The organism is Betaproteobacteria bacterium, from assembly GCA_009377585.1.
In the GTDB taxonomy this organism is placed as follows: Bacteria; Pseudomonadota; Gammaproteobacteria; order Burkholderiales; family WYBJ01; genus WYBJ01.
On record WHTS01000038.1, the window covers coordinates 33,096 to 48,195 of the forward strand.

Annotated in this window: 12 protein-coding genes, 1 tRNA gene and 1 pseudogene; 2 read left to right on the forward strand and 12 right to left on the reverse strand. The window is 63.2% G+C overall.

What is annotated here, in order from left to right:
- Nucleotides 1-41 precede the first annotated feature (41 nt).
- A complete protein-coding gene (locus GEV05_14135; protein MPZ44512.1) occupies nucleotides 42-758 on the forward strand; it encodes a cyclic nucleotide-binding domain-containing protein in 717 nt (238 codons plus the stop codon).
- A gap of 284 nt (nucleotides 759-1,042) precedes the next feature.
- On the opposite strand, the gene GEV05_14140 is transcribed toward GEV05_14135, so the two are convergent.
- The 5 genes from GEV05_14140 to GEV05_14160 all read right to left on the reverse strand — a co-directional run bounded on the left by GEV05_14140 (nucleotide 1,043) and on the right by GEV05_14160 (nucleotide 5,814).
- Nucleotides 1,043-1,348: a hypothetical protein gene (locus GEV05_14140; protein ID MPZ44513.1), complete on the reverse strand. Its 306-nt coding sequence runs from the start codon at nucleotides 1,346-1,348 to the stop codon at nucleotides 1,043-1,045.
- 73 nt (nucleotides 1,349-1,421) lie between these two features.
- The gene (locus GEV05_14145; GenBank protein MPZ44514.1) at nucleotides 1,422-1,637 is read right to left on the reverse strand and encodes a hypothetical protein; all 216 of its coding nucleotides are present in this window, start codon (nucleotides 1,635-1,637) and stop codon (nucleotides 1,422-1,424) included.
- Nucleotides 1,638-1,907: 270 nt separating this feature from the next.
- Complete coding sequence (locus GEV05_14150) at nucleotides 1,908-2,513, reverse strand: nitroreductase (protein MPZ44515.1); 606 nt, start codon at nucleotides 2,511-2,513, stop codon at nucleotides 1,908-1,910.
- A 70-nt stretch (nucleotides 2,514-2,583) separates the two neighbouring features.
- Entirely contained in the window at nucleotides 2,584-3,519 is a 936-nt protein-coding gene (locus tag GEV05_14155; protein MPZ44516.1) for a sulfurtransferase, read from the reverse strand.
- 21 nt (nucleotides 3,520-3,540) lie between these two features.
- Nucleotides 3,541-5,814 carry an NADP-dependent malic enzyme gene (locus GEV05_14160; GenBank protein ID MPZ44517.1) on the reverse strand — a complete coding sequence of 758 codons (2,274 nt, stop codon included), beginning with the start codon at nucleotides 5,812-5,814 and terminating at the stop codon, nucleotides 3,541-3,543.
- A gap of 272 nt (nucleotides 5,815-6,086) precedes the next feature.
- Here GEV05_14160 and GEV05_14165 point away from each other — a divergent pair.
- Nucleotides 6,087-6,162, forward strand: a tRNA-Lys gene (locus GEV05_14165).
- A gap of 144 nt (nucleotides 6,163-6,306) precedes the next feature.
- Here GEV05_14165 and GEV05_14170 read toward each other — a convergent pair.
- From GEV05_14170 to GEV05_14200, 7 genes and pseudogenes are all read right to left on the reverse strand, one after another.
- Nucleotides 6,307-7,323, reverse strand: a complete 1,017-nt coding sequence (locus GEV05_14170; GenBank protein MPZ44518.1) for a tyrosine-type recombinase/integrase — start codon at nucleotides 7,321-7,323, stop codon at nucleotides 6,307-6,309.
- A gap of 699 nt (nucleotides 7,324-8,022) precedes the next feature.
- Nucleotides 8,023-9,054: an AAA family ATPase gene (locus GEV05_14175; protein ID MPZ44519.1), complete on the reverse strand. Its 1,032-nt coding sequence runs from the start codon at nucleotides 9,052-9,054 to the stop codon at nucleotides 8,023-8,025.
- On the reverse strand, nucleotides 9,047-9,469 hold the full coding sequence (locus GEV05_14180) for a DNA primase (protein ID MPZ44520.1): 423 nt from the start codon (nucleotides 9,467-9,469) through the stop codon (nucleotides 9,047-9,049). Before GEV05_14180 ends, GEV05_14175 begins: the two co-directional genes overlap by 8 nt.
- 294 nt (nucleotides 9,470-9,763) lie before the next feature.
- Nucleotides 9,764-10,631 (reverse strand): annotated as a pseudogene (locus GEV05_14185) (integrase).
- Between the two features lie 1,307 nt (nucleotides 10,632-11,938).
- Nucleotides 11,939-13,342: a hypothetical protein gene (locus tag GEV05_14190; protein ID MPZ44521.1), complete on the reverse strand. Its 1,404-nt coding sequence runs from the start codon at nucleotides 13,340-13,342 to the stop codon at nucleotides 11,939-11,941.
- A 166-nt stretch (nucleotides 13,343-13,508) separates the two neighbouring features.
- Nucleotides 13,509-13,946, reverse strand: coding sequence for a DUF488 family protein (locus GEV05_14195; protein ID MPZ44522.1), 438 nt, complete (start codon nucleotides 13,944-13,946; stop codon nucleotides 13,509-13,511).
- Nucleotides 13,906-14,547, reverse strand: coding sequence for a DUF488 family protein (locus GEV05_14200; GenBank protein MPZ44523.1), 642 nt, complete (start codon nucleotides 14,545-14,547; stop codon nucleotides 13,906-13,908). Before GEV05_14200 ends, GEV05_14195 begins: the two co-directional genes overlap by 41 nt.
- Nucleotides 14,548-15,100: the final 553 nt, after the last annotated feature.

The window sequence follows — 15,100 nt, forward strand, 5'->3', positions numbered from 1 at the left end:
ACAGGCACAATAATGTCATTTTCGTAGCGGGATTGACAGCAATGGCGAGCACGGCCAGAAATCGAGGCTCCGAAAAGGCACTGCGGAACATCGAGCTGTTCGCCGGGATCGCGGACTCGTCGCTCGATCGGATCTCCCACGAATGCACCTGGCGAACCTGCCACCCCGGCCAGCAGGTCATCTCCCGCGAATCGAGAGACCGGCACGTGTACTTCATCGTATCGGGAAAGGTGCGCGTCAGCGCGTATTCGGCCGCGGGTCGGGAAGTGGCGTTTCGCGACGTCGGCGCCGGCAAGTGCTTCGGCGAGATCTCGGCCATCGACGGCCTGCCCCGGTCCGCCAACGTCGAAGCGCTGGAAGAATCGGTGGTCGCCTCGGTTTCACCCCAGCTTTTCTGGAAGCTGCTGGAAACCGAGCCCTCCGTCATGGCGAACGTCGTGCGCCTGCTCACCGCCACGATCCGGTCGCTCTCCGACCGGCTGTTCGAGCTGAGCACACTCGGGATTCAGAACCGCGTGCATGCGGAAATCCTGCGGCTTGCCAAGGAAGCAGGCTTGCAGGGCCGAGCGGCGATCATCGATCCCGTGCCCAGGCACGTCGACATTGCGAGCCGCATCAGCACCAACCGGGAGCAGGTCACCAAGGAGCTTTCGGCGATGGCGAGGCAGGGGCTCGTCGAAAAACGCGGTCGGGCCTTGATCGTGCCGGATGTCGGACGGTTGGAGCGGATCGTCGCGGAGGTGCGCCGCAGCACCTGAGCGACAGAACGCGTTTGCGGAAAGGCTCTCCCTCATCCCCGACCCTTCCCTTGCAGGGCGCGCATCGGCATGCAGGCCGCTGCCGTTCGCCCGGAGCGGACCATGGTCCGCGAATTCCCGGCCTCACCCCGGGGGGAGAAGGGTGACTTTCTCATCGTTCGTACTGGCGCGGTAACCTGCGTCTCATCCCGGCCCTTCGCCCGGGGGGAGAGGGTGTCTTTGTCGTCATTTGCACAGGCGCGGAAACGACCTGCTCGGCGTGGTTCATGCTACTGCACGCGTTGCTACTTCGGCGCGATCCCCTTCTCCTTGAAGTACCGCAGCGCCCCCGCATGCCACGCGATCGGCGAAGCGCCGATCTGCTGGTTGGCGAGCGTCATGTTGGCCACCTCGCGGTGAGCGAGGACGATGTCCTGCTGACGCTCGAACAGCGTACGCACGTGTCGTAGACAACCTGCTCGGGCATTTTCTCGTGCACGTAGAGCACGGCCCACACGCTTGTAGTGCCCGCAGCGAAAGAAAAGCAGCCGCGAACGATGCACGTCCGCGGCTGCAGATTCGGCGATATTCCTTCCGAACGCTCGGACCACCGGGTCGGGTCATTGTCGGGGATCGTCTCCTGAGCCCAGCCGCTTTTCCGAGTGCGAGGGAATGCCCCCGGTATTAGTCGATCGGTCCGTAATGAACGGGAAACGGATACTCGTCCTTCACCCAGCCGTCGTCCGCGAACGAGCCGCCGCCCGGGGCAGTCGCGCCGCGCGTTTCCACGATCACGTTCTCGGACACGAATTCCCCGGCGACCAGCACGTCGTTCGCCTGGGCAAGGGCTGCGGCGAGCATCAGACCAGCCGCGATTGAAACGATAATGTTGCGCTTCATGGCCATCTCCTTGTCGATAAGTTTGTTCACCCGCGTCGATCCATCGAATCCCATCAACGCGGAATGAAATTTATCGACTTCGCATGACCGCAACATCGACCCGACGTTTCATCCCGAGGGATGAGCTACCGGTACTTCTTGAACCACGCCTGCAGGCGCTTCCTGCCGCCTGCGCGCTTGCGCGCTTGCGACGTACCGTCCCCGTCCGGTGGTCGGCGTGTCACGCACGCGGTTGACAACGAGCCCAAGCGCGAACGAACCCCAGGCGCCTCAGATGCTGACCGGCTTGCCCCAGCCGCTCTCGAAGAAGCGCTCGGCAAGCGGCTTGCGTTGGCGCGGCGTGAGCTCCTTTTTCTTCGTTTCCTCGTCGAGCACATCCGGGCTTGCCTGGTAGCCCACCGCGATCATGGCCATGGGGGTGCAGTCGGCAGGAATTTCGAACGCGGCACGGACTTTCTCCGCGTCGTAGCCGGCCATCTGGTGTGCGATCAACCCCAGCGCCACCGCCTGCAGCGCGAGGCACATGCTCGCCATGCCGGTGTCGTGCTGGGTATAGCGGTTCGGCCGGCCGCCGCTCAGCGGGTCCGGGCTCGCGACCGACAGCATCAAGAGCGGCGCGTTCTTCACCCAAAGCTTGTTCGATGCGCTCAGGCACTCGAACGCGCGCTGGAATCCCGCCTCGTCGCGGGTGCGGTCCCAGACGAGATAGCGCCACGGCTCCACGCCGTTGCACGAGGGCGCCCAACGGGCCGCCTCCAGCAACGACGCCAGCTGCGCTCGCGTCACCGGGCGAGAGGCATCGTAGGCGCGCGGGCTCCAGCGCCGGGTCAGCAACTCGTGAATCGGTACCGATGTGGCAGCGTTCTTCTCCAGGATCATGTCAGGCTCCTATTGGCAATCGGAAAGCAGCCGATCAGCTGCTTTGTGCACAACGCTCCGCTCTCCCTCACTCGAACTTCTCCAACGCGAAACCGGCGTCCGCCCAGGCATCGATGCCGCCGAGCAGCGGACGAACCCGGACGAAGCCTCGGTCGGCCAGCATGCGGGCGACACGCGCCGCGCTCGCCTCGTCCGGTCAACTGCAATATACGATGATGTCGCGATCGCGCGGCAAATCGCCCAGCGCCGCATCGGGCGCATCCGGATCGATCAGCAATGCCCGGGGGATACGCCGGCGATCGACGCCGAGCGCGGCCGCGGAACGCACATCGAGAATCAGCGGCTCCTCGCCGCGCTCGATCATGTCATAAAGCTCGTTCACCGCAATGCGTGCCGCGCGCAACTGCGCAAGAAATCGATGGCGTTCGAACCATTTGATTGTGATGTAGGCCGCGAGCAGCACGACCAGCAGGGCGATCGCGTAGCCGCCCATGCCCGCCACCCAATCGATCGCGGCATCGATCTGGTCCGACAACAGCCAACCGGCAAGGAGCGCCCCTCCGGCCCACAATGTGGCCCCTATCGCATTGAAGAAGAGGAACGTGATCAGCCGCAGCCGGATGGCGCCCGCCAGCGACGAGGTAACGGTGGCAAGCCCTGGGACGAACTTGGCAATGACCAGCGTTCCCACGCCGTAGCGCAGGAACGTGCGCTCGGTCTGGCGCACACACGAAGCGGGCGAGAGCGACATCCGGCACAGCAGCGCGAGCACGCGATGGCCGTAACGCCTGCCGGCGCCGTACCACATGGAGTCCGAGATCGAGGTGGCGATGACGGCGACCGCCAAGGCCTGCAGCACCGACAGATGGCCTCCCGCCGCGAGGGCGCCTGCGATGATCAGGGTGGGGATCGCCGGCAGCGGCACGCCGAGCTGGGTCAACAGCACGTTGACGAACACCAGCCCGACGCCGAACTGGCCCAGTAGCGCGGTGAGGTCGGTCATGACGCGCGCAGAATGCGACGCTCAGCGCCGGTTCGCCGCCCCGACGCTGGCCAATGCCGTCATGTTCACGATGCGGCGCACGGTGGCCGACGGTGTGACGATGTGCACCGGCCGGGCGCAGCCGAGCAGGATCGGCCCGATCGTGATCCCGCTCCCGCCGGTGATCTTGAGCAGGTTGTAGGCGATGTTGGCGGCGTCGATGTTCGGCATGACGAGCAGGTTCGCCTCGCCCTTCAGGTGCGCGGCCGGGTAGAGCTTGGCACGGATGTCCTCCGACAGCGCCGCATCGCCCTGCATTTCGCCATCGACTTCGAGCTCGGGCGCGCGTTGTTCGAGCAGCTCGCGCGCCTGCGCCATCTTGCGTGCGGACTTGGAGCGCGAGCTGCCGAAGTTCGAATGCGACAGCAGGGCCACCTTCGGCGTCTGGCCGAAGCGGCGCACTTCTTCCACCGCCATGAGCGTCATCTCGGCGATCTCCTCGGCGCTCGGGTCCTCGTTGACGTAGGTGTCGCAGACGAACAGCGTCCGGTTCGGCATCAGCAGCACGTTCATCGCGGCATAGATGCTGCGGCCTTGCGCGCGGCCGACCAGATCGTCGATGTGGCTGAGATGCTCTTCGTAGGTGCCGTAGGTCCCGCACAGCATGGCGTCCGCTTCGTCCCGGCGCAGCAGCATCGCACCGATCAAGGTCGTGTGCTGGCGCACGCGCGCTCTCGCCACGTCGGGCGTGACGCCGTGGCGGCCCATGACTTCGTGATATTCGCTCCATACCTCGCGGTAACGCGCGTCGCTTTCGGGATTGACGATCTCGAAATCCTTGCCCGCCGCAACGCGCAGCCCATAGCGCTTGATGCGGCTGGTGACGACGTCCGGCCGGCCGATCAGCACCGGCTTGGCGAGCCCCTCGTCGACGACGACCTGAACCGCGCGCAGCACCCGCTCGTCCTCGCCCTCGGCGTAGATCACCCGTCTGGGCGCCTGCTTGGCGGCGGCGAACACCGGACGCATGATGAGGCCCGAGTGATATACGAACTGCATCAGCTGTTGCCGATAGGCATCCCAGTCCCTGATCGGGCGGGTGGCCACGCCGCTATCCATCGCTGCGCGCGCGACTGCCGGCGCGATCTGGATGATGAGCCGCGGATCGAACGGGCGCGGGATGATGTAGTCCGGCCCGAACTCGGTTTCGGCTTCGCCATAGGCCATCGCCACCACATCGGATTGTTCCGCCTCGGCCAGCTCGGCGAGTGCCATGACGCAGGCCATCTTCATCTCGTCGGTGATCTTGGTGGCGCCCACGTCGAGCGCGCCGCGGAAGATGAACGGAAAGCACAATACGTTGTTGACCTGGTTCGGGTAGTCCGAGCGCCCGGTGGCGATGATGCAGTCGGGACGTGCCTTTTTCGCCTCCTCGGGCGTGATCTCGGGATCGGGATTGGCGAGCGCCAGGATGATCGGTTTGTCGCCCATGCGCCGGACCATTTCTCCATTGAGCACGTCGCGGGTCGAGCAGCCGAGGAACACATCGGCGCCTTCGATGACGTCGCCCAGCGTGCGCGCGGAGGTCTCCTGCGCATAGCGCGCCTTGTTCGGCTCCATGTCCTTCTCGCGCCCGCGGTAGATGACGCCGCGGCTGTCGCAGACGAACACGCGCTTCGGATCGAGGCCCAGCTTGACGAAAATGTCGAGGCAGGCAATCGAGGCCGCACCCGCGCCGGAAACGACCAGCTTCACCTCGCCGATGCGCTTGCCGACAATCTTGAGCGCGTTGATGAGCGCGGCCGACGAGATGATCGCGGTGCCGTGCTGGTCGTCGTGGAACACCGGGATGTTGAGCCGCTCCCGCAGCTTCTGCTCGATGTAGAAGCATTCCGGCGCCTTGATGTCCTCGAGATTGACGCCGCCCAGCGTGGGCTCGAGCGCCAGCACGACGTCGACGACCGCGTCCGCCTCCTTCGCCGCCAGCTCGATGTCGAACACGTCGATGCCAGCGAACTTCTTGAACAGACACGCCTTGCCCTCCATCACCGGCTTGGCCGCGAGCGGACCGATGTTGCCCAAGCCGAGCACCGCGGTGCCGTTGGTGATCACGCCGACCAGGTTGGAACGCGACGTGAGACTGGCTGCCTGCGAGGGATCTTCGGCGATGGCGAGGCAGGCATAAGCGACCCCCGGGGAGTAGGCCAGCGCCAGATCGCGTTGGTTCACCAGCCCCTTGGTCGGCGCGATGGAGATCTTTCCGGGGGTGGGATAGCGGTGGTATTCCAGCGCATTGATACGAAGCTGCTCGTCCATGACGTTCCTCGCCTGAGTCGCCGCGGCAGCTTGCGTTGGCGCGCAGCGGTAGTGTGTAAGTAGGGGAAACCGATTCTACGCGCACATCCAGCACGTGAGCGTGACGGCGCATGCGCCGTCGGCGGCAAATCAGCGCGGCACGACGGATCGGCTGCCGCTGCACACTGGCAATGGCTCGGGATCGCGCGTAAGCAGCTCGCTGTATCGTTTGGACACGGAACGGAAGATTTACCCCATGCAGGGCTTTGCGTACAATACGCGTCCTGCCAAATGGGTCCCTAGCTCAATTGGTAGAGCAGCGGACTCTTAATCCGTTGGTTCGGGGTTCAAGTCCCCGGGGGCCTACCAAGTACTTCAAGCAGTTACGACCGCCGCTGTCGCAAGTCGATTTCCTAACGTGGGGAAATCGTGGGGAATTGGATGACATTCCCTCCCGCCGACAGCAACTTTTTGCCCGAATTCACCACCGTCTTCTGCTTACCGGGACGGTGATCAGGCGCCCGGCGATATGCGCGACTCGATACGCGTTGCGGCAACCGCGAGATTCTCGGTTGCGTACTTCGCGTAGCGGTCGACCATGACGCGCGACTTCCAACCACCCAGGTCCTTCAGCTCATCGCAGCTCGTACCGACCTGCCGATGCCATGAGGCCCAGGTGTGCCTCAGGTCGTGAAAGCGCAAATCCGTCAGCCCGGCCTTCGCGCACGCGCTCTGCCAACCGGTATTCGTGAGTTCATAGCGAATCGGTTGACCGCGGTACGTGAAGCAGAAACGCGGATGAATGCCGACCTGCCCTTCGAGCACCGCAAGCGCATCGCGATTCAACGGAACGCCTCTCGGCGTGCCGTTCTTGGTCTGGTCGAGCCATGCCGTACCACGTTTCAAGTCGACGCGCTTCCACTCCAGATGCACGATCTCGCGTGCCCGGCAGCCCGTCGCGAGAGCAAAACGGACCATTGACGCAAGATGCGGCGCACAGGCGGCAATGAGCCTTGCTGCTTCTTCAGGCGTCAACCACCGGTCGCGCTCCGCCTCCCCGCTCAGCAAGCGTATCTTGGGAATCGTGTCGACCCACTGCCATTCGTCCCTCGCCATGCGTAGCAGGCTGCGGATCGTAGCCAGGTATCGATTGATCGTCGCGGTCTTTCTGCCCGCACGCACGCCGTCCTCGATCACCTTGTGAATCACGTCGCCGTTGATCTGGTCGAGCATAAGGTGACCCAGGGTCGGGTCGAGCTTTCGGCAAATCCTCCGCACGTCTTCGATGCTCCGCAGATTGCCCTTCAACATGAGATAGCGAACGACAGCTTCCTTCCACGAGCGCCGGGCCTTGATGCCGAGATGAGCTGCCCTGAATACCTCGCCCTTCAGCTTGGCGACAAGGGCTTCGACTTCTTCGCGGTTTTCGGTCTTAGCGCTTTGGCGTACGCGTCTGCCGTTCGGTAAGACAACATCGATCCACCAGTATGGGGAGTCTCCCCGGCGGTAGATTCCTCTTGCACGGGCCATTGAACTACCTCCTTTCCGGCCCGCCCTCGGCGCTTATATTCCTCAAGCCAGGCGTCCAGGTCAACCAGATCCCAGACCGAGCGGCGGCCAAACTTGATGGGGCGGGGGCCGATCTGCAGCAGGAGCGTGACGCCAATGCCGAGGTACTCCGCGGCCTGCTCCTTGGTGAGGCAGCGCACGGACGGCAGGGTGAGTCTTACGTCTTCGTCTTTCATGGCAGTTGCGAGCGTCCGGCGTCTCGGGGCAACAACGGACGAGGCTGCGAGCCGGCGTGTGGGAGTTGCCCAACTTCGGTCGGTCGCATTGCCCTCGGCACGCGTGCGGCAACTGCCTGGACGCAGCGCAGGAGCTCCGAAATTGGCCCGGCGCAGGATTCGAGGACTGCGATGACTTCGGCATTCTGGAGCGAGGCTGATCGCGTGAGTCTCGCAAGGAGCCCATTCACCTCCGCGAGCATGGCGGCCAGGGTGTCCTCCGGTGCAACGCCGGCACGCGCCGCAATGGCCATGGGGTGCACGCTGTTCGGAGGCATTGTTGCGGGGACGGTGCAGCCCTGGGTGCGTGCGAGAACGCGCAACGACGCGGCTTTCAGGCTGGTTGTTGCACGCAGTGTTGCCGTGTGGGGTGCGCTGTTGGCGGGTCCAGGTTGCACGTTGCATCGCCCAGGGCGAGCACCATGCAACGTATCGAGGATGTCGCTCATCGCGCCTCCCGTTTCTTCGGAACGTCGACCTTCCGGATCAAGCCGTCGGTCTCTGCCTTGCGCCAGTGCCGGAAGACCGTCGAGCGATTGCACTCGAGCTCCAGCGCGATCTCGGAACGACTGAGTCCGTCGTTCGCAAGGGCGACCACACGATCGAAGGTCGTTTCCTCGACGCGCCGGAACGTCCAGCGGGTGTGACCCGCCTCGTCCGTGGTGAGGATGGCTTCGATCGGCCGGGTGACTTCACCGTGGAGGTTGCGGGCCTTTTCGTAATGCACCTCGAAGCGAGCGCCCTCACCGTGCCGGTAGTCCGATGGCTCCTTCAAGCGCAGCACGGTATCGAGCAAATCCTCGCGCTTGCTCGTGCCGCGCTGCTGGCCGCCTTTGGCTGAGTGGTGAATGAAGAGCACGCTGCGGCCACCCGAGCGCATCTGCAGCGCCCACTCGGCGACCGGCAGCCAGCTCTCGGCGTCGTTCTCCCGGCCGCCGCTGCGAGCGAGGCAGGAGAGGTTGTCGAGCACGATGAGTTCGCTGTCGCTGATCACGGCATTGATCGCCGCCTGCCCATCGGAGGTGGCGAGATCCGGCATCGGTCCGTGCTGCAGGTCCGGGGTAATGAGGTGAAGCATGCCGGGTGCGGGCTCGACGTCGGCGGACACGTTGATGGCGGCCAGGCGCTCCTGCAGGGCCGTGGCCGGCATCTCTCCGTCGATGTAGAGCACCCGGCGCGCCTTCGGTGCGCTCCAGGTAAGGAACGTTCCGCCGCTCGCCACAGCGAAGGCGATGCCAAGGGCGGCGTGGGTCTTTCCGACCCCGCGCCAGGAATGAATCATGTTGAGGCTCTGCGTGAGAAGCCATGGACTCAGGATCGCCTCGCGCTCGGGCAGCGTGCGCCCCAGGAAGTCGTGCACATCGACGACTACCACCGGACTGGAATGCGGGTCCTGGGGCGTTGATGATCCCGCGTCTCGCTCACTTCGATCGAGGAAGCGTTGACCGCGCTCGAGGGGCAGGAGCACGTCACGCATCGAAGGCCACCTCGACCGCATGCTGCAACCGCCTGACGGCGACGCGCAGGCGATGCCGGTCGCGCATGCTCAAGCGCTCGCCCCGATCGAGCGTCTGCGCGCACAGGTAGACGACCATCGCCTCGTAGGAGACGGCGTGCAGCACGTCTGCGGCGGGAAAGGGCCGGCGAAGACGTTCCCCTCGAGCGGTCGAGGGTCGGGTCGGATAGAGGTCGCCGAACTCGAGTCCGACCCGCGCCAGCACGTGCTCGGTGCGGCATTCCGCGAAGCAGTGAATCAGCACGCGGCCATCGTCGAGTTCCCGGATGGACAGGGATGCGCGCCGATCGTCGTGCGCAGGGCAACGCGCCAGCCAGCGACCTGGGCCGGTGTGGCGCACGCCATCGAGGCGGCCGAGAAGAATTGCAGCGCTCATGTCGATCCGTTCTTGACCTTCGTCATGCCCGGGTTGTAAACCGCGTCGACAACACCGGGCGCAGACACATGATGCCGATCGCGCAACGCGATGTCCTCGCCTAACCCCCCTCGCGGAGAGGAGGGTTGGCGATAAAAAGGGCGGGCTCGGCGATGGGTAGCGGCCATGAACGTGTCTCTGCGGGCCAGGCGGTCGGGTTTGTGCGAATAGGCGACTGGCATGCGCTGGCGCGAGGGCTCGATCTTTGGCCTGTCGCGCATGCAAGATGGCTGTGCATCGGCAGCACCTCGCCGGCTAACGACCGCAATAAATCGCCGTGACCTGCTCGCGCTCATGGCCGAGCTCGCGACTGATCGTGAGTCGTGCTTCCCGGTCGATCGCTTTTTGCGCAGGCGTCAGGGACCGAGAGGCGGGTCCACCGGCGGCGGGTGCCTTCCGGCCCGTCAGCTCCTGGTAGCGTGCCTGGGCGTATGCATGTCGATGGCCGTGGACGTGATGAATGCCGGCTGCGGCGCACTGGTGCTTGAAACGGTTGAGCTGATCGACGAACTTCATGTCTGCCGGAATGAGGCTCGCGCGGCCGGCAAGCTGTCGAGCTTCATCCAAGACCTGGCGCTGCTCGGGCGTGCGGATCGGGACTTCGCGGGCGCGGCCCCCCTTGCACCAGCTGGGGCGAAGGACGAGCTTGTCGCCCCGGTCGGCCCAGGCGGGCTGAATCTTGATCGACTCGGCTCGACGCAGCCCGAAGGCGGCCTGCAATCTGAGCGAGATCCCGGTGTATGGGTCGGTGACCCTGGAAAGATCGACCGCGCTGAGCGCTCGCGACTTGTCCGCATTGCTGACGAGCTGCCGGTCGGCGATCCCGTAGGCGGCGTTGTCCTTGGCCACGACGTTGGCCTTGCCGATCTTCTCGGCCCACCAACGGAGCTGTACCAACCGGTTCTTGATCGTTCCGACGTTTAGAACATTGGCCCGCCAGTGGTTAGTCAGCGCCTCGACGTGCTTGGGCTTCAAACCCGTCGCGTGGAGTTCCTTGAATCCGGCCTGGTAGCAGCTGATCGGCCACCAGCTGCAGGATGCGCAGCCGGTCGGCCTGGGTGGCAAAGCTCCCATCGCGATTTCGATGGCAGAGCTGCTTGAGCTCGTAGTTCAGTGTTCGCATTGCGCCTGTCCTCGTTCCTCTCGGTGTGATCGCGTGCTCGATCAGTGTCGTTGTCCGCCTCGCCGGCAATGAGCCTGGTCGAGGACCACAAGGGACGGCGGGCCACACCTTGCCCGTTTCGTGCAGGGATTTGCTGTTTGCCAGCGCTGCACGTCGCGTTCGATCGGCTCGGTGTGCGTGCCTGGAGGCACTGGTAACCACCGAAGGCCCATGGTCCAGGGCCCGGGGGAGCGTTCCTGGGGAACGCGGGATCCGTGACGAAGATCAGTTGGCAGGCGGCATTGCGCCACGCGCGGCACGGACGAACCCAGCAGAACAGCGGGTCGGATCGCTCGAAACGACGCGAGCACAGGAAACGGCCGGGGAGCCGTGAGGGAGGCTTCAGAATCCGGACGATGCCTCTTGCGAGGCTCGGCTCGGAGAATGGAACACATCCACGCGAGCCCAAGCGGCGCAGCCATCTCAGGATGGAAGATGGCAAGCCACCCGGAACCGGCGTGCTATGCGCCAGGCATCAGGGGATACGACATGATGAGCGATCCCCTCGGACCCACAAGGCGCCGAGGTAATGGCTCCAACTCAACACGTGGATGGGACACCTGGCGAATGCCGGGCTATCACCATCATCATCGAACAGTGGCGATCCAAGCTACCGGCTGGCAGCCGTGATCACTCTCAATTTGATCACTCAAATCGCCAAGCCTTGCGGCCGCCGGCTCTCAGGCGATGTGGCCGGCTTCAAGGGCGGTGCGTGACGTGCACCGGACGGGCTGACTCAGCCAGCGGAAAACTGGTCGTCGTGGTCTGCTTACCGTTGACGGGCGTATGTCCTTGGACGTTGCTGGAAGTCATCCAATAGGCATGCTAGCCGCTGTGACAATGGGTCAGGGAAATCAGTTCCCATCGAGGTGCGCGCTCGTCACATCGAATCGCATCAACATTGCATGTGCCCCACAGCCAGGGACTCCGACCATTGACAGTCTGTCGCTTGATCTGCACCCATGTCATGCCAGTTGGATGAAGGCGCTGAAGATAGGGCATCCACTCACGGGAGCTCATCACGTGGGATTGCTACGGTCTGTCACTTGCGCCAGAGGATTGAAAGTCGCGCGCTGGTGCAGGCTTGCGCGCGTCGTCACTGGCAGCTGGCGCCCGCCAGTAACGACGCACGTCTGGCGCAGGCCCGATGGCGGCTGGGTTCACAGCTGAGCGCCCACATGGCCGTCTCGACAGACTGGAATAGGCCGCGGCAGGCTGCCGCTCGTGCCGTCTACCGCCTAGCCGATGTCACGGTCCGTGGGTTGGGCTTAAGCGCTTAGTTGTCCTAAATACAACCTTATCGCCTCCGCATACGCACTAGCGCTGACGCCGCCTTCGTGGAGGAGTTGAGGGTCATCGACCAAGCCCGCCGAAATCCCGTCTCGGCAGACTCGCTCGCATGCGTTACCGAGTAAGTCAGTGAACGTCGTCAGTGCTACCAGTTGCCGGTCGCTAAAGAGATGCTGCCATTCTTTGATTCCGTATATGCACGGTGTAAATGCCCGTGCGTCCTCGACGAATGCGCCCTCCGGCTTCCACTCCGGTTTCGCCTTAGACGTCACCGCCTCGTGCTCCACCGTCGGCGCGAGATAGACGCGTCCGCGATCACCCTCGGCCACGACCGCCATCAACCGCGCGCCCATGCCCCCGGCTTTCCCCTCCGTCTTGATGTAGTCGCCCGCGATCGGAGTTCCCGACATCAAGCAGCGGAAGTTCGCCCCGCGCGAAAGCTTGGTGCCGTTCTTCGCCCCTTCCGCATCCCTCGGCTTCCCCACCTTCACCGTGAATCGATAACCGCCATCCTCGATCACCGGCTCGACGTACGCCTCCTTGCCCGCCTTGGTGGAGAGCATGAACGTCGAGGCGAGCGGCACGTCAACCTGCGCGAACGCCGGATTGGGGCTCTTCACCGTGCGCGCCCAAAGCCACGCAATCACGGTGAGCTTCCGGTCCACGTAGGGCTTCAGGTCGGGCCGGTCTTTCGCCATCTCGGCTGTGATCTCGATCTTCGGATACAGATGACCGATGCACTTCTCAGCCTCGTCGCGCATCCATTTCCCGTAGTAGCGCACGTCCTCGGCCAGTCCTTGCGCCCCACGCCAGGACTTGTCCATCTGCGCCTTTTCGCGTTGCGCATCCGGATTCACCGGCGGCTTGCCGGCGAACTTCGGCGGGATCTCGATCATCGCCTTGTTGATAAGCACCGCCACGGGGTTGAGATCGCTCGCGTACGCTTCGAGCCCGAGCCGCTGTGCTTCGAGCGGCAGCGCGCCGCCGCCGGCGAATGGGTCATGAAAGGCGGGCAGCTTGTTACGGTCGAACAGCTCCTTCGCGCGCGGATGATCGGCATACTCCGCGCAGGTGCGGCGCCAGCTTTGCCAGATTTCGTCGCGCGCCGCCTGCAGGACCATCTCATTTGTGGTGTTCTCCCACAGCACCAGGTCCTCGATGATGCGAAAGAGGCGCTGGCGCTCGTGGTCGGCCAGCACGTCGTCGAGCGTCGGCGCCGGGCCGGGCTCCGGCACCGAGAGTTCCGTCCCTTCGGCTTTCCGCGCGAGCTGCTTGGCTTCCTCCCACAGCTTCAGCCGCGCCTTCAGCACAGTCTCTGCTTTCCGGCGCAGCTTCGGGTCTCCGCGCAGCACGTCGACGTAGCCAGAAGGATCGTCCACCATCTGCGAGAAAATCACCGCCCGCGCCGCCGCCAGCGGCCGCCGGGCCCACCACAGATGCAAGGTCGAGGGGTGACCGTGACGGATCGATTTCTCGCGCGCCGACGCCTTGTTGATGGCGTCGAGCGGGAGGGCGACTTCGATGAGCTTTTTGCGTTGAATCACCATGTCACACGATGTGATTGATTTCGACGTCAGTCCAGCGGTCACGAAGGTATTCGGCGACTAGTCTCCGATGGCAATGATGGGGCTTGTCCTCGCTGCAAAGCAGACACGCGCCGTCGAACCTGTCCCTATCAAGCCTTTCTTCAATTTTCCGAGATTGCATGAGCTCCTTAAAACGCCGCTCGTAGTCACTCCAATCGGAGCGTCCCTTTTTGTACGCGTCGAGCATCTCATCCGTTGGCGCAAGGAACGGTTCATGCACATAGTCGGCAACGTTCAATGCACTCAGGAAATATCGAAGGTCATCCTGCTTGGCGAATCCTGATAGTTGAGACGTGTTGTGCAGGCGTGTGTCGATGACGTAAGTGACTTCCGCACGCTTTAGCTTCGTAAAAAACGCCTCAGCACTCTTCTTGGTAAAGCCGATCGTATGAATTTTCATTAGCTGTCCCGTGTTCGAGATAGGCAATCTTGTTTCCGCGAGCGGTGTACGCCCTCAGCAGCGCGGAATCGAGGTTTTCGGCCACAGCGAAGATGTCCGCCTGCGAGGGGTTTTCGCCTTCCTCGAGCATAAGCCGATGCTCCACTTGCTCGTGTGACTCGACATTGCCATCGGGAAGAATGTGCCCCAATGCCAATCCATGCTTCTTGAGATGCCGACAGACAAGAACCGTGCGATGACACGTGAGTGGATCTTGCTCGGCACACATAAGCGCAATCCGATAGTCGGATGCTCCTTTCAGCAACCGTCGAACACCATCATTGAAAGCTGGCAGTTCGGCGATCCGTTCGTATTCAGCTTTGCCTTGAACGTAGCATTCGCGTTCGGTTCTACGAGCGCCGAGTTCTCGGCCCAGGAATAAGTACTTGACGCCCTGATCCTTCAGAGACTTCTGCAAACTTTCTCTTGAGAACTGCGGATTCCGCTTGCTGTAGGGCGAAGATCGAACATCGGCTACCACGTCGATTTGGTGATCGCTAAGGAGGCGAACAAATTCAGCTATCGGATGGGACGAGTGGCCGATGGTAAGAATCGTGTGCATGTCTTCACCAGAAAAGGGACGCCACAAGCTTGTAATGAAAACCTTTGAACGGTGGGGCGACGCTCACGCATGCTGCGACGGGTAAGGCATCGCCGGGATCTGCTGGCATTTGAGGATCGGTAATCTTGAGAGAATAGCTTCGTCCGCCGTGGTGAAAAGACAATCGCCGCTGTCTACCCTCACCCGTAATCGCTGGCTCGGTCAAAGGAATTACATAAAGAGATTGGGCAGGGGGATGCCTGACAAAGTGCGCCTGGGAGACGCGATCCGATCTCGCGATTGGGTCGATCCAGAGCCCGTTGCAGTCCTCATACAGTTCGGGCAGCCGCGCACGGGGCCAAGCACCGATCCGCCTCCATCGCGTCTGACCGGCGATTAGCCAGTTCTCGGGTTGCGTCGGATCCTCCATTTTCCTGACAACCGGTACCTCAACAATATCTAGTACCACTGTGTTATAAAGTAAGGCATTATGGCGACTTCTTCAAGTACTTTCTGGGGGGGCGCCATGGGAATGAGTCTGGAAGCGCGGTTCAAGAAGTACTGTGACGTGATG